This is a genomic window from Microbacterium sp. SCN 71-21, assembly GCF_001725695.1.
GTDB classification, from domain to species: domain Bacteria; phylum Actinomycetota; class Actinomycetes; order Actinomycetales; family Microbacteriaceae; genus Microbacterium; species Microbacterium ginsengisoli.
Genome location: NZ_MEGA01000012.1, coordinates 16,658 through 33,948, shown reverse-complemented (window position 1 = coordinate 33,948; position 17,291 = coordinate 16,658). Strand labels below are relative to the sequence as shown.

Genomic DNA, 17,291 nt, shown 5'->3' with positions numbered 1-17,291 from the left:
TCGGCCCACCCCTCAGCGACTCGCGACTTCGCGTACGAACGCGTCGACGTGCGCGCGCAGCGCGGTGATGCGCTCGGTGCGGGCGAGCTCGGGGTCGAACCCGGCGAACGAGCGAGAGGGGCGTCGGCGCACGTTCGCGGAGCACTCGAATCGTGCGCACACGAGCGTGCCGATCCCGTCGCCGCGACGCCCGGCCGCACCCGCTCGGCGTGCGGTGAAGAGCACCACGTCGTTCGGAAGTTCGACGTCGGAGCACCATGAGCACTGCGGGCGGCTGCGCGTGCGGGTCTCGGCCTCACGCAGCAGAACCCCGACGGGCTCGCCGTCGATGTCGGCGACGACGCAGCCGACGAGGGGCGCTCGGCGGTCGCGCCAGCCGAGGAAGTCGAGCGAGGACCAGTCTCGGCCGGCGAGATCGTCGGGGAGCACGAGGCTCTTCCGCTCGGAGAGGGAGGCATTGACAAGACACGCGCGCAGGCGCGCGTCGTCGAGGGGACGCATGGAGAAGACCTTTCGAGATTGACGATCCGGCGAGCCGGCGGAAGAGGTGCGCACTCGCAGAGGTGCGCGCGACGAAGGCGCTCAGCGCGCCGTCGATGCCGATGCACGGGGCATCGGCGACCTCCTCACGCCCGAGGGCGTCGTCTTCCCGTTGTTCACGGCGGCAGTCTATGCCCGCCGGTGTCCGCGCGGATCAGAGCGAGGGGACGGCGGCGAGCACGCCGTGGATGGCCAGCTCCACCCCGATCGCGAGGATGAGGAAGCCCATCACCCGGGTGAGCGCCCCGATCCCCGTCGGTCCGAGCTTGTCCACCAGCGGGGTGCCGTAGCGCAGCACGAGGGCGACGACCACGGCGATCACGACGGATGCCGCGGCGATCGCGACCCGGTCGAGGACGTCGGGGTTGCGCGCGGCGAGCCCGATCACGACGCCGATGGCACCTGGCCCGGCGACCAGCGGCAGGGCCATGGGGGAGAAGCTGATGTCGGCCTTGGTCTGGGCTTCGGTCTGCTCGTCGGGGGTCGCGACGACCCGGGGCACGATCATGCCGAATCCGGCGTGCATCACCACCAGTCCGCCGGCGATCTGCAGGGCCGCGAGGCTGATTCCGAGCACCGAGAGCAGCACGGTGCCGATCGCCGTGAAGACCACGAGGATGCCGCCGACGTAGAGGCCCGTGCGCCACGCCTGCGCGTGCTGCGTGCGTGCGTCGAATCTCGACGTGAGTCCGGCGAACGCGGCGACGGCGCCGACGGGGTTCGTGATCGGCAGGAGGGCGGCGAGCGTCGCGATGAAGACGGTGATCACCCCCACATTGTGGCCGATGGGAGGTCGAGCTCGCGGCATCGGCGGTCATTGGCGCCATGATGGGTGGATGGCCGACGACCCCCGCCAGGTGCGCACCCGCGCCGCGCTCGACGCGGCGCTGCGCGCCCTGCTGCGAGAGCGGCGCCTTGACCAGATCACCGTCTCCGATCTGTGCCGCGAGGCCGGCGTGCACCGCACCACCTTCTACGGGCACGCGACCGATGTGCTCGACTTCGCGATGCGCTCTTTCGCCGGCGAGATCGACCGACTCGGCACCGTCGACGCCGACGCCCAGGGCGGCGACGCCGAGGCGCTGGCGGTCGTCTACACCTCGGCACTCGTCGACACACTCGACGCGGTCGTCGCCGAGCGCGACGTCTACCGGGCGCTCTTCGGGGGCCCGACCGGCGCTGTGTTCGGGGGGATGCTCGCACAGCGGCTCGCCGACCGCGCCGAGATCGCGCTGCACTCCTTCACCGCCCGCGCGGTCGCGGGTGCGCCGACGGATGCCGCGGCCCGCCGTGAGGCGGCCGCGTACATCGGAGCCGGCGTCGCCGCGTTCATCCGCGCCTTCGCGGGTGTCGACGACCGCGAGACGGCGGAGGCCGCCGAGCGGGCCAGAGCGCTCCTACCGGCGTGGTGGCCCGGCACCTCTGCGGCATCCGATCGCTTCTGATATCCTGAGGCGTCACCCACGTGACGCGCGTTTGCGCGCGCGCCCGTGAGGACGCCAACAATCCGCTTCGCTCCGGCTCGAAGCATCCGCTCGCACTCTCGTGGCGTGCGGCGTCGCGAAAACTCTCCGCTTCTCGTGGGCAGACACGCGTGCCGGGGCCAGAACACCCTCCACTAGGACACCCCACTACATGACTACTGCAACGACCGCCCCGGCCACCAAGCAGGTCGCGATCAACGACATCGGATCTGCCGAGGACTTCCTGGCCGCGGTCGAGAAGACCCTGAAGTTCTTCAACGACGGCGACCTCATCGAAGGCACCGTGGTGAAGATCGACCGCGACGAGGTTCTCCTCGACGTCGGCTACAAGACCGAGGGCGTCATCCCCTCGCGCGAGCTTTCCATCAAGCACGACGTCGACCCCAACGAGGTCGTCGAGGTCGGCGACCACGTCGAGGCGCTCGTCCTCCAGAAGGAGGACAAGGAAGGTCGCCTCATCCTGTCCAAGAAGCGCGCGCAGTACGAGCGCGCCTGGGGCGACGTGGAGAGGATCAAGGAGAACGACGGTGTCGTGACCGGTCAGGTCATCGAGGTCGTCAAGGGCGGCCTCATCGTCGACATCGGCCTCCGCGGCTTCCTCCCCGCCTCGCTCATCGAGCTGCGCCGCGTGCGCGACCTGACGCCGTACCTCGGCCAGGAGCTCGAGGCGAAGATCCTCGAACTCGACAAGAACCGCAACAACGTCGTGCTGTCGCGCCGCGCCCTGCTCGAGCAGACGCAGTCGGAGTCGCGCACCACGTTCCTCAACAACCTGCACAAGGGTCAGGTCCGCAAGGGCGTCGTCTCGTCGATCGTCAACTTCGGTGCGTTCGTCGACCTCGGCGGTGTGGACGGTCTCGTTCACGTGTCCGAGCTGTCGTGGAAGCACATCGAGCACGCGAGCGAGGTCGTGGAGGTGGGCCAGGAGGTCACCGTCGAGATCCTCGAGGTCGACCTCGACCGCGAGCGCGTGTCGCTCTCGCTCAAGGCGACCCAGGAGGACCCGTGGCAGGTCTTCGCCCGCACGCACGCGATCGGCCAGGTCACGCCCGGTAAGGTCACCAAGCTCGTGCCGTTCGGTGCGTTCGTGCGCGTCGCTGACGGCATCGAGGGCCTCGTGCACATCTCGGAGCTCTCCGGCAAGCACGTCGAGCTCGCCGAGCAGGTCGTGTCGGTCGGCGAAGAGGTCTTCGTCAAGGTCATCGACATCGACCTCGAGCGTCGTCGCATCTCGCTCTCGCTGAAGCAGGCGAACGAGTCGGTCGACCCGTACGGCACTGAGTTCGACCCGGCCCTGTACGGCATGGCCACCGAGTACGACGAGAACGGGGAGTACAAGTTCCCCGAGGGCTTCGACCCGGAGACCAACGCCTGGAAGGAAGGCTTCGAGGAGCAGCGCGAGAAGTGGGAGCAGGAATACGCTGCCGCCCAGTCGCGCTGGGAGGCGCACAAGTCCCAGGTCGCGAAGACGCTCGAGGCCGAGGCCGCCGGCTTCGGCTCGGTCGACGCCGCACCGTCCTCCTTCTCGAGCGATGAGGGCCCCTCGGGCACTCTCGCCGACGACGAGGCTCTCGCCGCGCTTCGTGAGAAGCTCGCCGGCAACTGACCTGCACCATTCCGCAGCACGACGCGGGCCGGAGCCTACGGGCTCCGGCCCGCGTCGTCGTCCGGGGCACCGAGACGGGTAGCGTGAAGGGGTGACGGACTTCTCGGGGCACCTTCCCGGGAGCAGGTCCTACCGGCGCCTGCTCGCCGGGCTCTTCTTCGCCGGCGTCGCCACCTTCGCCCAGCTCTACTCGCCGCAGGCCGTGCTCCCGTTCATCGCCGCCGACTTCTCCGTGTCGGCCGCGGGCGCCGCACTGTCGGTGTCCGCGGCCACTCTCGGCCTCGCGGTCGCGGTTCTTCCCTGGTCGATCGTCGCCGACCGCATCGGCCGCGTGCCGGCTATGGCCGCAGGCGTGTCCGCGGCGACCCTGTTCGGACTGCTTGCGCCGCTGCTGCCCACGCTGCCGCTGCTGCTCGCCGCGCGCCTCGTCGAGGGCATCGCTCTCGGAGCGGTGCCCGCCCTCGCGCTCGCGTACCTCGCCGAGGAGGTCGACGCCCGGCATACGGCCGCGGCGGCGGGATCGTACGTGGCCGGCACGACGATCGGCGGACTCGCCGGACGCATCATCGCCGGTCCCTTCGGGGAGCTCGGTCACTGGCGCATCGGGGTGTTCGTGGTCGCGCTCGTGTGCGCCGGCTCGGCGGTGCTCTTCCTCGTGCTCGCGCCCCGTGCGCGCGGGTTCGCCGCGGCATCCGCTCTGACCCTCACCCGTGTGCGCGCGGCACTCGTCGGCAACCTGCGCTCCCGCATGCAATGGGCGCTCTACGCGCAGGGATTCCTGTTGATGGGCGGGTTCGTCGCGCTGTTCAACTATCTCGGCTTCGAGCTCGCGGGTCCGGCGTACGGCGTGCCCGCCTGGCTCGTGAGCCTGATCTTCGTGGCCTACCTCGCCGGCACGGCCTCCTCGCCGTGGGCGGGCCGGCTGGCGTCACGGCACGGCCGGCGTCGGGTGCTCGTCGCCTCGATCGGCATGTTCGTGGTCGGCATCGCGCTCACCGTCGTTCCGTCGCTGCCGGTGGTGATCGTCGGGCTCCTCGTGTTCACGGCAGGTTTCTTCGCGGCGCACGCGATCGCGTCGGGTTGGGCGCCCGTGTCAGCGGCGCCCGGTGGTCGCGCGCAGGCATCCGCGCTCTACAACCTCGGCTACTACATCGGGTCGAGTCTGTTCGGCTGGGCACTCGGACTGGTGTTCGCGGGTCTCGGCTGGCCGGCCCTCGCGGCCGCCGTGATCGCGCTGGAGCTGACCGCCGCCCTCATCGCTCTGACGCTCCTCCCGGGCCGCGGCGCCCGCCCGGTGCAGGCGGCGTCATGACGCGCCCGTCGGATCGGTCGGCACGGAGGGTCTCGGGGCGGTAACGTCGCACTATGCCGTCAACTGGCGCAGGAGAGGGGTCGACTCCGCCGGGGAGCCAGGCGAACGACGTCCTGCAGGTCATCCTGCATCGGGCGGTCACGATGTTCAGTCTGCCTCCGCTGCTGGAGAGCGCTCGCGCGCGCACAGTGATCGTCTTGCAGACGACGCTGTTCGCGGCGATCGGCCTGCTCGCGCTCTGGACGTTCCTGTTCCCGCTGCCGGGAGACGTGGGCCTGTTCGCCGTCGGCCTCGTGCTGCTGTTCGGGGCCACGTGCGCCGCGTTCATCGTTCCGTGGGGGAGTCTGAACGCGTGGGCGAGCCTTGCGCTTCCGCTGCTGGACGTCGTCGCCATCTATGTGATGCGGCAGGCGGCGCCCACCGCCGGTATCGGCGGCATGCTCGTGCTGCCGGTGATCTGGCTGTCGGTGTTCTTCGGGGCTGCCGGGTATCTCGTCTCCCTCGTCTCGGTGCTGGGGCTGTTCGTGATCCTCCCCACGATCGACGCGAGACAGACCCTCGGGTTCGCGACCATCACGACACCGCTCGTCTTCCTGATCGTGGCGACGCTCAGCCTCGTCGGTGCCCGACAGCTCGCGGCTCAGCGTCGGCTGTTCTCCCGTCAGCGCGATGCGATGTCCATCACCCTGCAGCGCTCCCTCCGACAGGAGGTGTTGCTGGCGGAGGTGCTCGACACCATCGACTTCGGCGTGCTCCGACTCGGCGCCGACGGCTCGATCACCGTCGCGAACGAGGCGCACGACCGGTTGCAGCGCGCGGCGCGGGTCGCCGACAGCGCGACCCCGAGCGGGACCGCATCGGTCTACGCCGCCGACGGTGCCACCCCGCTCGATGCGCACGACATCCCGTTCGCGCGCGCCGCGCGGGGCGAGGTGTTCGACAACCAGGTGGTGTGGTTCGGCGCACCGGGGTCGCGCCGGCGTGCGCTGAGCGTGTCGGTGCGCCGCACCTTCGCCGCCGACGGAGCCGACTCGGGGGCGGTCATCGTCTCCCGCGACGTCACGAGCGAGCTCACGGCTCTGCGCGCCCGCGACTCGCTCGTCGCGTCCGTCTCGCACGAGCTGCGCACGCCGCTCACCTCGATCATCGGATACCTCGAGCTCGCCATCGACGACCCCGACGTCCCGGCGCACGCGCGCGGCAGTCTGGAGGTCGCGGAGCGCAACGCCGAGCGACTCCTCGGCATCGTGTCGGACATCCTCACGGCCTCGAGTCGATCGGAGATGTCGGCGGACCTGACCGTGGCGCAGCAGGACATCGACGTCGCCGAGATGCTGCGGGCCAGCGGCGTCGCCTATCGCCCGAGCGCCGCCGAGCGAGGCATCGAGATCGAGATCGACGAGATCGCCCACGTGCGCGCCTACGCCGACCCCCTCCGCATGCGTCAGGTGCTCGACAACCTCGTGAGCAACGCCGTGAAGTACAACCGCGACGGCGGCACCGTCTCGCTCGCGGCGACATCCGACGGCCTCTCGACCTGGCTGACCGTCACCGACACCGGCATCGGGATGTCGCGGGACGCCCTCGGTCGCCTGTTCGAACGGTTCTTCCGCGCCGACGCCAGCCGCACGGGCGGTACAGGACTGGGCCTGTCGATCGCGCGTGACCTGGTGCGCGCCCACGGTGGCGACATCACCGTTGAATCGACGCCCGGAATCGGAAGCGTCTTCACGGTGCGCCTGCCCGCATCGGCCGAGGCGCTCGACTCTCCGGCACCCGCAGACCTGACCGAACTCGCCCAGCGCTCCCCGCGCGCGGCGGAGGTCGGATCGGTCTGGAAGGAGCGTGGAGCATGATCCTGGATGCTTTCACCGCGTCGTTCGTCTCAGGTCTGATCTTCCTGACGGCCGCCGCCATCTTCGTGGTCACGTCGCTGGTGCGTCGGGACCGCGGTCCCGTGCAGCTCTGGTCCCTCGGCTACCTGCTCAGCGCGATCGGCGTGATCGCGTACGTCGTCTGGAACGCCCTGATCGGCTCCGGCTGGGCGAGCACGGCGGCCCTCGCCGTCGGCAACGCGACGATGGTCGCCGCGGCCGCCGCGCTCGCAATCGGATGCCGCGTCGCCGACGGCCGGCGCGCGGGCGGGCCGCTCCTGCTCGGTCTCGGGCTCGGCGTGGCGACGGCGATCTCCACGCTCGTCGACGGGCCGGACGCGGGAGCGTGGGCCGGGGGCGCGTGGCTGTTCCTCAGCATCGGGATCTTCGCCGCGGTGGGATCGTGGTACTGCCTGCGCGGCCGGCTCTCACGGTTCGGATTCGGCAAGGTGCTGGGCATCGCGTTCCTCGCCGAGGCTGTCGTGTACATCCTGCGCGGCGTCGTGGTCATCACCGTCGGCTCCGGGCAGCCGCTGTTCCAACTCTGGCTCGGCAGTGGCCCCGTGAGCGCGTTCTTCATCGTGTTCACCGTCGTCGTGCTGGTCGCGACATCCATCCTCCGCTACGAGCTCGGTCCCCGTGAGACGCTGCTCTCGGCGGGAGCCGTGATGCCCGGGATGCGCGAGGGGTACCTCGACGCCGAAGGATTCCGCCGCATGGTGGACCTGCTGCTGCGCAAGGGATCCGAGCGCACCGAGTTCGTCGTCGTGTGCGCGGTGCACATCGACGCGGCCGAGGACATCTCCGCCTCCTTCGGCGGTGACGTCCTCGCGGAGCTGCGGGCGAGCGTCGCGGCCGCTGCTCGTCGATACAGCGTCGCGAACGCGCTGCTCGCCATCGAGCATGGTGTCGTGCTCACGTGCGCGATGGCCGCGAGCCCGCCCGACGCGCGTCGCCAGGCGGCGCTGCTGTACCGCGGCGTGATCGAGACGCTCGTGCAGGAGGACGGCGTCGTGCTTCCTGCGATCGGCGTCGGGGCGGCGCTGAGCACCACCGTCGGCTTCGAGACGTCCGCGATGGTCGACGGTGCGCGCGCGGCGGCGGCTCGCGCGGCCGCGACCGACGAGTCATCCGTCGTCTTCGCGCCGAGCGTGTCGCACGCGTCATCGCGGTAACGTCGTCGAATGGCCGCCACCGAGGATCGTGACGCCGACCTTCGCGGTCGGGTGGCGATGCTCAACCAGCTGCTGCTGTGCGTGATCCTGGTCGTGATCGTGCTGGCGGTCGCGATCACCGACCGTGCGGCCGACCACTCACTCCTCCTCGTCGCGACGGTGATCGTGCTGGCCGGGGGAGCGGCGACCCTGGTGGTGCCGTGGGCGCGGATCGCCCGTGCGTGGGTCTACGTGATCCCGCTCGCGGACATCGTCGCGATCGGCCTCGCGCGTTCCGAGCAGCACCTGCTCGGGATCGAGCTGCTGTGGGCGTTCCCGGTGATGTGGATGGCAACCCTCGGTCTCACCGCGTTCCTCACCGCCGCAGCGCTCGTGCTCGTCGAATTCGGGGCGATCATCGCGCTGGCGGGAGCCTCCGGCAGCGCGGTGAGCTACCTGCTCCCGGCCGCCGTCATCGTCGCCATCGGGGTGACGAGCTACGTGAGCAGCCGCCGCTACCGCGCCCAGCGGGTGCTGCTGGACAAGCAGACCGCTCTGCTGTCGGGTGCGCTGTCGCGTGCGCAGGGCCACGAGGAGCTGATGACCGACGTGCTCGATGCCGTCGACTTCGGCGTGATCCGCATCACCGCGGACGGCGAGGTCTCGGTCTTCAACGAGGCGCTCGGGCGCATCCAACGCTCGATCCCCGGCTTCGGTCGCCTCGATCGTCCGATCGGGGACGCCTACGCGGCCGACGGCGTCACCCTCATCGAGGAGCCGGACCGCCCGCTGCGGCGCGCGCTGCGCGGCGAGCTGTTCGAGAACGAGGTCATCTGGTTCGGTCCCCCCGACCAGCCGCGAACGGCGCTGTCGATGACGGCGCGCCAGCTGCGCTCGGGTGACGGCGCGCCCGCCGGGTGCGTCATCGTCGCGCGCGACGTCACCGCCGAGCTCACTGCACTCCGGGCGCGCGATCGACTCGTGTCGTCGATCTCGCACGAGCTGCGCACGCCCCTCACCTCTGTGCTCGGATACATCGACCTCGCCATCGACCACCTCGACCGGCCCGACGACGCCGCCCGCGATCTCGACGTCGCCGCCAAGAACGGCGAGCGTCTGCTGGAGATCATCGCGGACATCCTCGCCGCGTCGAGCACCTCGCGCGGATCCATCGACCTCACCATCTCGCCGAAGCAGATCGACGTGGCCGAGCTCGTGCAGCAGGCGGCCGAGGCGTGGCGCGCCCGGGCGGCCTACACGTCGATCTCCATCGACGCGACAGACGTGCTGCCGGCGAGCGCCTGGGCGGATGCCGCGCGCATCCGGCAGGTGGTCGACAACCTCGTCAGCAACGCGGTGAAGTACAACGTCGATGGCGGCAGCATCGCCGTGCGCACGTCGTCGGATGGCACCTCGACCTTCATCGACGTGCAGGACACGGGCGTCGGCATCTCCGCCGAGGACCAGCGTCGTCTGTTCGAGCAGTACTTCCGGGCGAGGCGCGATGTCGAGGGCTCCGGGCTCGGACTGTCGATCAGCCGGGACATCGTGCGCGCCCACGGGGGCGACATCACCGTGCGGAGCGCCCCGGGGACGGGATCGACCTTCACCGTCCGGCTTCCCGCCCAGCCTCGAGGTCAGGGCGATCGCGAGTTGCACGCATGACCCTCGATCTGGCCAGTGTCTCGGTCATGACCGCGCTCGTCGTCGCGGTCGCCGGCATCCTGTTCGTCTCCGAGACGCTGCTGCGCCGCGACGAGGCGGTCGGCGCGTTCTGGGCGATCGCCTTCCTCTCCGGCATCGGCACGAGCACGGCCTACCTGGTCTGGGCGGTCGGCGTCGGCGGGTTCGTGCCGATCGCCATCGGCAACGCCCTGTTCGTGTCCTCCGCGGGCTGCATGTGGCTCGGCGCCCGGGCGTTCAACCAGAGGGCCGTACGCGGACCCGTGCTGCTGGTCGCACTGTGCGTCGCGGTGAGCGCAGCGGCGGTGATCGTGCGCGGTCCGGCTGGAGGGGACTGGGCGGGCGCCTTCGTGATGTTCGTGAACATCGCGGGGTTCGCCGCACTCGGAGCCGTCGAGATGCGACGGCGACCGGTCGGGCGGCTGCGGTCATCCGTCTCGCTGGCGGTCGTGCTCGGCATCCAGTCCGCGTACTACGTCGCGCGCACCGTCGTGTTCGTCGCGTCGGGACCCGACTCGGATCTGTTCCGGGTGGGGTTCGGAACGATCTCGACGAGCGTCCTGACGGTCACCCTGACGATCGTCGCCGTCGTCGTGACCTCCGTGCTCCGCGCGAGCCGCAGTCAGCTGCGCGGGTACGGGTGGGTGTCCGACAGCGGCATCGCCGGCGACGGTGTGTTCCTGTACCCGACGTTCTTGCGCGCTCTCGACGATCTGCTCGAGCGCGCGAGGTGGGAGGGGCGACTCGTCGCCGTGATCTCGGTGCGCATCGACGATCTGCGTCGCATCGGCGACGCGTTCGGCGAGGAGGTCCGCACGAGCGCGCTGCACCTGCTGCGGGATGGTGTGCGTCGGCACGCGCCGCTCGCCTCTCTGATCGGCGAGGACGACGATCCCGGCCTGCTGTTCACGGTGCTCGCTCCCGATCCGATGGCCGTGCGCCGGGTCGCGGTGGGTGCGCACCGAGCGCTGTTCGATGCCCTCGGTCGCAGCGGCCAGGGCGTGCTCCCCGTGGTCGGTGTCGGCGTCGCGTTGAGCGAGACGATCGGCTACGACACCGAGCGTCTGGTCGCGGGGGCCCGCGCGGCGGCGCGCAAGGCGCCGACCATGCCGGATTCGTCGGTGATGTTCGCGGGCGTCGACGACGCCGGTGGGGCGGAGTAGGACGGCGGATGCCGCGGCCCGTGCCATGCTCGTGACATGCCACTCATCGCGCTGACCGGCGGTATCGCCTCGGGGAAGTCCACGATCGCCGCGCGGCTGCGGGAGCACGGCGCGGTCGTCGTCGATGCCGACGCACTGGTGCGCGAAGTGCAGGCGCCGGGGAGCGCGGTGCTCGCACGCATCGCCGATGTGTTCGGCGCCGATGTGCTGGATGCGTCCGGAGCGCTCGACCGCCCCGCGCTCGGCGCACGGGTGTTCGGCGACCGTTCCGCGCTCGCCCGGTTGAATGCGATCGTGCATCCGGCAGTGCGCGCGGAGTCTGCGGCGCGGTTCGCCGCGGCCTTCGCCGAGGACCCCGCCGCGGTCGTGGTCTACGACGTGCCGCTGCTCGTCGAGGCCCGCGTCGACGATCCGTGGGAGCGCATCGTCGTGGCGCACGCTCCGGCGGCTCTGCGCGAGCAGCGCCTGGTCGAGCTTCGGGGGCTCTCGCCCGACGATGCCCGTGCGCGCATCGCGTCGCAGGTCTCCGATGAGGCCCGGCTCGCGATCGCCGACGACGTCATCGACACGAGCGGCACAGTGGGGGAGACGATCGCCCAGGTGGACGCCCTCTGGAGCCGGCTACGCGGCTGACCCCGTCGGCCGGTGGCCGGACCACGCCCCGATGTCGGCGGCCGCGCCTACCCTGGAGACGTGCAGACCACACGTTCCGTCCGACCCTTCGAGGTCGTCTCCGAGTACGAGCCGTCGGGCGACCAGCCTCAGGCGATCGCCGATCTCGCGGCCCGCATCAACGCGGGGGAGACTGACATCGTGCTGCTGGGCGCCACCGGAACCGGCAAGTCCGCGACCACGGCGTGGTTGATCGAGCAGGTGCAGCGACCGACGCTCGTCCTCGCCCACAACAAGACGTTGGCGGCGCAGCTCGCGAACGAGTTCCGCGAACTCATGCCGCACAACGCGGTCGAGTACTTCGTCTCGTACTACGACTACTACCAGCCCGAGGCCTACGTCCCGCAGACTGACACCTTCATCGAGAAGGACAGCTCGATCAACGCGGAGGTGGAGCGGCTGCGGCACTCCACCACCAACTCGCTGCTGTCGCGCCGTGATGTCATCGTGGTCTCCACGGTGTCGTGCATCTACGGTCTCGGTGCCCCCGAGGAATATCTGCGCGCGATGGTCGCGCTGCAGGTGGGGGAGCGATACGACCGTGACGCCCTGATCCGACAGTTCATCGCGATGCAGTACAACCGCAATGACGTCGACTTCTCGCGGGGCAACTTCCGGGTGCGCGGCGACACGATCGAGATCATCCCGGTCTACGAGGAGTACGCGATCCGCATCGAGCTGTTCGGCGACGAGATCGAGGCGCTCTACATGCTGCATCCGCTCACCGGCGACGTGGTGCAGAAGCTCGACTCGGTGCCCATCTTCCCGGCGTCGCACTACGTGGCGGGCACCGACGTCGTGCAGCGTGCGATCGGCACGATCGAAGACGAGCTGACCGATCGTCTCGCCGAGCTCGAGAAGCAGAACAAGCTCCTCGAGGCGCAGCGCCTGCGCATGCGCACGACGTTCGATCTCGAGATGCTGCAGCAGCTCGGCTTCTGCTCGGGCATCGAGAACTACTCGCGTCATCTCGACCAGCGTGAGGCGGGCGAGCCGCCGCACACGCTGCTCGACTTCTTCCCCGACGACTTCCTCCTCGTCATCGATGAATCGCACGTGACGGTTCCCCAGATCGGTGCGATGTACGAGGGGGATGCCTCGCGCAAGCGCACACTCGTCGAGCACGGGTTCCGCCTGCCGAGCGCCCTCGACAACCGGCCGCTGAGGTGGGATGAGTTCAAGGGGCGGATCGGCCAGACCGTGTATCTCTCGGCCACGCCCGGTCGCTATGAGATGGGCATCGCCGATGGCGTCGTCGAGCAGATCATCCGACCGACCGGTCTCGTGGATCCCGAGATCGTCGTGAAGCCGTCGAAGGGGCAGATCGACGATCTGCTGTAGCAGATCCGTCTGCGGGTCGAGCGCGACGAGCGCGTGCTGGTGACCACGCTCACGAAGAAGATGGCGGAGGAGTTGACCGACTTCCTCGGCGAGCACGGTGTGCGCGTGCGCTATCTGCACTCCGACGTCGACACGTTGCGGCGCGTCGAGCTGCTCACCGAGCTCCGCGCCGGCGTCTACGACGTGCTTGTCGGCATCAACCTGCTGCGCGAGGGTCTCGACCTCCCCGAGGTCTCTCTCGTGGCGATCCTTGACGCCGACAAAGAAGGCTTCCTTCGCAGCGGCACCTCGCTCATCCAGACGATCGGGCGCGCGGCCCGCAACGTCTCGGGGGAGGTGCACATGTACGCCGATACAGTCACCGACTCGATGCGCTCGGCGATCGATGAGACCGCCCGTCGTCGCGAACTGCAGGTCGCGTACAACACGGAGAGGGGCATCGATCCGCAGCCATTGCGCAAGAAGATCGCCGACATCACCGACGCACTCGCCCGGGAAGGGGCGGACACCAAGGCGATGCTCGCCCGCGGCGGCCGCGATCAGGGTCGCGGCAAGGCGCCGACGCCCAACCTTCGGCGCGAGGGAATCGCGGCAGAGGGGGCGGCCCAGCTCGAGTCGACGATCTCGGATCTGAGCGATCAGATGCTCGCGGCAGCATCCGAGCTGAAGTTCGAGCTGGCGGCGCGGCTGCGCGACGAGGTGCAGGAGCTCAAGCGCGAGCTGCGGGCGATGGAGAAGGCCGGTCACGCCTGATCTGCGGGTGATGCCCCATGCTCTCGATGCACATCCCGGTCGCGTCCGCCCTGCTCGGCCGCGATCAGGGGCAGCGCAGCAGCGGTTTGGGTCCGTTGCGGTCGATGCGATGATCGCGCATCGGCTGGCGGCACAGCGGGCAGGGCTGGATGTCGCGGGCGGGCGGCTCGTCGTCGGTGTAGGGTCCGACGGCGGCCGGTCCGGCGGCGCGGACGAGCGCGGCGTTCACGAAGGCGTACCATCCGCCCGCGGCGTTCACACGGTCGCGCAGCGGGGGGCGCCTTTTCTTTCGTGGCATAAGAGTTAGTGTACTAAGGAACGCGGAGAGAGTGACCACCACCGACATCCTCGCGCTGGAGAACCAGCTGTGCTTCGCCGCCGTCACAGCCGCCCGCAACATCGTGCAGGCGTACCGTCCGGTGCTCGAGCCGCTCGGGCTGACCCACCCCCAGTACCTCGTCATGCTCGCGCTGTGGGAGCGCGATCCGCGCTCCCTCGGCGAGCTCGCCGCCGCGCTCGCGCTCGAACCGGCGACGGTGTCCCCCCTGGTCAAGCGACTCGAGGCGCAGGGGCTTCTCGTCCGCACGCGGCGTCCGGGTGACGAGCGCACGCTCGACATCGCGGTGACGGACACCGGGCGCGCCCTTCGTGCACAGGCCCTCGAGGTGCCCGCGCAGGTGCTCGCACGCACCGGGCTCACGGTCGATGAGGCGGTCGCCCTCCGCGACGCGCTCGCCCGGTTCGCCGGGGCCAAGCCCACCGCGTGATCCGCGCGGAGCCGGTGTCGGAGGTCGCTCCTACACTTGACGGGTGCCCATCGTCCCCGTGTCCAACCTCGGCCCCCACACCTCCACGCTCACGGTGCGCGGCGCCCGCGTGCACAACCTCAAGAACGTCGACCTCGACATCCCGCGCGACGCGCTCGTGGTCTTCACCGGGCTCTCGGGCTCCGGCAAGTCGAGCCTCGCGTTCGACACGATCTTCGCCGAGGGTCAGCGTCGCTACGTCGAGTCGCTGAGCGCCTACGCCCGGCAGTTCCTCGGTCAGGTCGACCGACCCGACGTCGATTTCATCGAGGGCCTGAGTCCCGCTGTCTCGATCGATCAGAAGTCGACGAACCGCAACCCGCGCTCGACCGTCGGCACGATCACGGAGATCCACGACTACATGCGTCTGCTCTGGGCGCGTATCGGGGTCCCTCACTGCCCCGAGTGCGGCGAGCAGATCCAACGCCAGACCGTGCAGCAGATCGCCGACCAGCTGATGGAACTGCCCGAGCGCACCCGCTATCAGATCGTCGCTCCGGTCGTGACCCAGAAGAAGGGGGAGTTCGTCGACCTCTTCAAAGAGCTCTCCGCCAAGGGCTACGCGCGCGCGGTCGTCGACGGCGATCTGGTGCAGCTCTCCGAGCCGCCGACGCTGAAGAAGAGCTACAAGCACGACATCGCCGTCGTCGTCGACCGCCTCGTCGCCTCGCCCGACATCCTCAGCCGGGTCACCGACTCGGTCGAGACGGCCCTCGGGCTCGCCGGCGGCGTCGTGCAGATCAACTTCGTCGACGAAGAGGGGGATGCCGCGTGGCAGTCCTTCTCTGAGAAGCTCGCCTGTCCGAACGGCCACCCCCTGCAGCTCACCGAGATCGAGCCGCGAACCTTCTCGTTCAACGCCCCGTTCGGTGCCTGCCCGGCGTGCTCCGGCCTCGGCACCCGCATGTCCGTCGACCCCGAGCTCATGCTCGGCGACGAGGAGCTCTCGATCCGCGAGGGTGTCATCATCCCGTGGACGACGCAGGGCAAGGGGCTGTTCCAGTACTACGAGCGACTGCTCGAGGGGCTCGCCGACGACCTCGGCTTCTCACTCGACACCCCGTGGAAGAAGCTGACGCCCGACGTGCGAGAGGCGGTGCTGCGCGGTGAGAACTACAAGGTGACCGTCAAGTTCCGCAACCGCTACGGCCGGGAGATGCGCTACTCGTCCGGCTTCGAGGGCGTCGCGCCCTACATCGAGCGCCAGTACGTGCAGGCGGAGTCCGACACGCAGCGACAGCGGTGGTCGGAGTTCCTGCGGGAGGTGCCGTGCCCGGTCTGCAACGGCGACCGTCTCAAGCCCGAGGTGCTCGCCGTGCTCGTCCACGGCAGCTCGATCGCCGACGCATCCCGGCTCAGCCTCTCCGACGCGCAGGCGTTCTTCGCCGACCTCGAGCTCACCGACCGCGAGGCGAAGATCGCGGCCGCGGTGCTGCGCGAGATCCGTGCTCGACTCGACTTCCTCATCCAGGTCGGGCTCACCTACCTCAACCTCAGCCGTTCGGCCGGCTCCCTCTCGGGCGGCGAGGCGCAGCGCATCCGGCTCGCGACCCAGATCGGGTCGGGGCTGACCGGTGTGCTCTACGTCCTCGACGAGCCGTCGATCGGTCTTCACCAGCGCGACAACCGGCGTCTGATCGAGACGCTCCTCACCCTCAAGAGCCTCGGCAACACGCTCATCGTCGTCGAGCATGACGAGGAGACCATCCACGCCGCCGACTGGATCGTCGACATCGGTCCCCGCGCCGGCGTCGACGGCGGGCATGTCGTGCACTCGGGTCCGCTTGCGCAACTCCTGGGCGAGGAGGCATCCCTCACCGGCGACTACCTCTCCGGCCGCCGGGCGATCCCGACGCCCGAGAAGCGCCGCAAGATCGACAAGAAGCGCATGCTCAGCGTGGTCGGGGCGCGGGAGAACAACCTGCGCAATGTGACGGCCGACTTCCCGCTCGGGGTGCTCACGGCCGTCACCGGCGTGAGCGGGTCGGGCAAGTCGTCGCTCGTGAACGACATCCTGTACGAGGTGCTCGCCCAGAAGCTCAACGGCGCGCGCACGGTCCCGGGCAAGCACACACGGGTGACCGGGCTCGACAACCTCGACAAGGTCGTGCACGTCGATCAGGCGCCCATCGGCCGCACTCCGCGCTCGAACCCTGCGACCTACACCGGGGTGTTCGACCGCATCCGCACGCTCTTCAGCGAGACCCCCGAGGCGAAGGCCCGCGGCTACCAGCCGGGACGCTTCTCGTTCAACGTCAAGGGCGGGCGCTGCGAGGCGTGCTCCGGTGACGGCACGATCAAGATCGAGATGAACTTCCTGCCCGACGTCTACGTCGACTGCGAGGTCTGCCACGGCAAGCGCTACAACCGCGACACGCTGAGCGTGCACTACAAGGGGCGCAACATCGCCGAGGTGCTGGAGATGCCGATCGCCGAGGCGGCCGACTTCTTCGAGCCGATCCAGGCGATCCATCGCTACCTGCGCACCCTCGTCGACGTGGGCCTGGGCTATGTTCGGCTCGGCCAGTCCGCGACGACGCTCTCGGGCGGCGAGGCGCAGCGCGTGAAACTGGCGACCGAGTTGCAGCGACGCAGCAACGGTCGCAGCATCTACGTGCTCGACGAGCCGACGACCGGCCTGCACTTCGAGGACGTCCGCCGACTGCTCGAGGTGCTCGGCGGCCTCGTGGACAAGGGCAACACCGTCATCGTCATCGAGCACAACCTCGACGTCATCAAGTCCTCGGACTGGATCATCGACCTCGGACCCGAGGGTGGCTCCGGCGGCGGCCAGATCATTGCCACGGGCACGCCGGAGCAGGTCGCGCGCGCCGAGGGCAGCCACACCGGCGCCTTCCTCGCCGAGATCCTCGAACAGGACGCGGAGCGCAAGGCGAGCTGAC

At 69.7% G+C, this 17,291-nt stretch carries 13 protein-coding genes and 1 pseudogene; 11 read left to right on the top strand and 3 right to left on the bottom strand.

The annotated features are described in order from the left end of the window. Positions 1-12 precede the first annotated feature (12 nt). Positions 13-501, bottom strand: a complete 489-nt coding sequence (locus ABT08_RS02925) for an FBP domain-containing protein (protein ID WP_056209908.1) — start codon at positions 499-501, stop codon at positions 13-15. A 193-nt stretch (positions 502-694) separates the two neighbouring features. Then, positions 695-1,309: a MarC family protein gene (locus ABT08_RS02920; RefSeq protein WP_082483240.1), complete on the bottom strand. Its 615-nt coding sequence runs from the start codon at positions 1,307-1,309 to the stop codon at positions 695-697. A 67-nt stretch (positions 1,310-1,376) separates the two neighbouring features. Here ABT08_RS02920 and ABT08_RS02915 point away from each other — a divergent pair, with 67 nt between their 5' ends. From ABT08_RS02915 to uvrB, 9 genes and pseudogenes are all read left to right on the top strand, one after another. Beyond that, entirely contained in the window at positions 1,377-1,985 is a 609-nt protein-coding gene (locus tag ABT08_RS02915; protein ID WP_056209904.1) for a hypothetical protein, read from the top strand. A 190-nt stretch (positions 1,986-2,175) separates the two neighbouring features. Further along, positions 2,176-3,630, top strand: coding sequence for a 30S ribosomal protein S1 (gene rpsA, locus ABT08_RS02910; RefSeq protein WP_288113942.1), 1,455 nt, complete (start codon positions 2,176-2,178; stop codon positions 3,628-3,630). A gap of 91 nt (positions 3,631-3,721) precedes the next feature. Beyond that, on the top strand, positions 3,722-4,942 hold the full coding sequence (locus ABT08_RS02905) for an MFS transporter (RefSeq protein ID WP_056209900.1): 1,221 nt from the start codon (positions 3,722-3,724) through the stop codon (positions 4,940-4,942). Positions 4,943-4,995: 53 nt separating this feature from the next. Then, a complete protein-coding gene (locus tag ABT08_RS02900) occupies positions 4,996-6,798 on the top strand; it encodes an ATP-binding protein (protein ID WP_288113940.1) in 1,803 nt (600 codons plus the stop codon). Beyond that, a complete protein-coding gene (locus tag ABT08_RS02895) occupies positions 6,795-7,991 on the top strand; it encodes a UbiA prenyltransferase family protein (protein ID WP_288113938.1) in 1,197 nt (398 codons plus the stop codon). Before ABT08_RS02900 ends, ABT08_RS02895 begins: the two co-directional genes overlap by 4 nt. A 9-nt stretch (positions 7,992-8,000) precedes the next feature. Then, positions 8,001-9,635 carry a sensor histidine kinase gene (locus ABT08_RS02890; RefSeq protein ID WP_288113937.1) on the top strand — a complete coding sequence of 545 codons (1,635 nt, stop codon included), beginning with the start codon at positions 8,001-8,003 and terminating at the stop codon, positions 9,633-9,635. Continuing rightward, positions 9,632-10,816: a nucleotidyl cyclase domain-containing protein gene (locus ABT08_RS02885; RefSeq protein WP_056520024.1), complete on the top strand. Its 1,185-nt coding sequence runs from the start codon at positions 9,632-9,634 to the stop codon at positions 10,814-10,816. Before ABT08_RS02890 ends, ABT08_RS02885 begins: the two co-directional genes overlap by 4 nt. A gap of 36 nt (positions 10,817-10,852) precedes the next feature. Beyond that, a complete protein-coding gene (coaE, locus tag ABT08_RS02880) occupies positions 10,853-11,449 on the top strand; it encodes a dephospho-CoA kinase (protein ID WP_056209882.1) in 597 nt (198 codons plus the stop codon). A gap of 60 nt (positions 11,450-11,509) precedes the next feature. Then, positions 11,510-13,582: pseudogene (gene uvrB / locus ABT08_RS02875) on the top strand (excinuclease ABC subunit UvrB). 64 nt (positions 13,583-13,646) lie between these two features. Here the strand turns inward: uvrB and ABT08_RS02870 are convergent. Next, complete coding sequence (locus tag ABT08_RS02870; RefSeq protein WP_045246529.1) at positions 13,647-13,880, bottom strand: hypothetical protein; 234 nt, start codon at positions 13,878-13,880, stop codon at positions 13,647-13,649. Between the two features lie 31 nt (positions 13,881-13,911). Between ABT08_RS02870 and ABT08_RS02865 the strand changes: the two genes are divergently transcribed. Together ABT08_RS02865 and uvrA are read left to right on the top strand one after the other, a co-directional pair. Continuing rightward, positions 13,912-14,349: a MarR family winged helix-turn-helix transcriptional regulator gene (locus tag ABT08_RS02865; protein WP_056209879.1), complete on the top strand. Its 438-nt coding sequence runs from the start codon at positions 13,912-13,914 to the stop codon at positions 14,347-14,349. Positions 14,350-14,392: 43 nt separating this feature from the next. Next, positions 14,393-17,290 (top strand): excinuclease ABC subunit UvrA, encoded by a 2,898-nt coding sequence (uvrA, locus tag ABT08_RS02860; RefSeq protein WP_288113935.1) that lies wholly within the window; start codon positions 14,393-14,395, stop codon positions 17,288-17,290. Position 17,291 lies beyond the last annotated feature (1 nt).

Excerpts from the sequence above, each read along its gene's own strand:
- ABT08_RS02925 (WP_056209908.1), bottom strand. The coding sequence starts at position 501 with ATGCGTCCCCTCGACGACGCGCGCCTGCGCGCGTGTCTTGTCAATGCC.
- ABT08_RS02915 (WP_056209904.1), top strand. The coding sequence starts at position 1,377 with ATGGCCGACGACCCCCGCCAGGTGCGCACCCGCGCCGCGCTCGACGCG.
- rpsA (WP_288113942.1), top strand. The coding sequence starts at position 2,176 with ATGACTACTGCAACGACCGCCCCGGCCACCAAGCAGGTCGCGATCAAC.
- ABT08_RS02900 (WP_288113940.1), top strand. The coding sequence starts at position 4,996 with ATGCCGTCAACTGGCGCAGGAGAGGGGTCGACTCCGCCGGGGAGCCAG.
- ABT08_RS02895 (WP_288113938.1), top strand. The coding sequence starts at position 6,795 with ATGATCCTGGATGCTTTCACCGCGTCGTTCGTCTCAGGTCTGATCTTC.
- ABT08_RS02890 (WP_288113937.1), top strand. The coding sequence starts at position 8,001 with ATGGCCGCCACCGAGGATCGTGACGCCGACCTTCGCGGTCGGGTGGCG.
- ABT08_RS02885 (WP_056520024.1), top strand. The coding sequence starts at position 9,632 with ATGACCCTCGATCTGGCCAGTGTCTCGGTCATGACCGCGCTCGTCGTC.
- coaE (WP_056209882.1), top strand. The coding sequence starts at position 10,853 with ATGCCACTCATCGCGCTGACCGGCGGTATCGCCTCGGGGAAGTCCACG.
- ABT08_RS02870 (WP_045246529.1), bottom strand. The coding sequence starts at position 13,880 with ATGCCACGAAAGAAAAGGCGCCCCCCGCTGCGCGACCGTGTGAACGCC.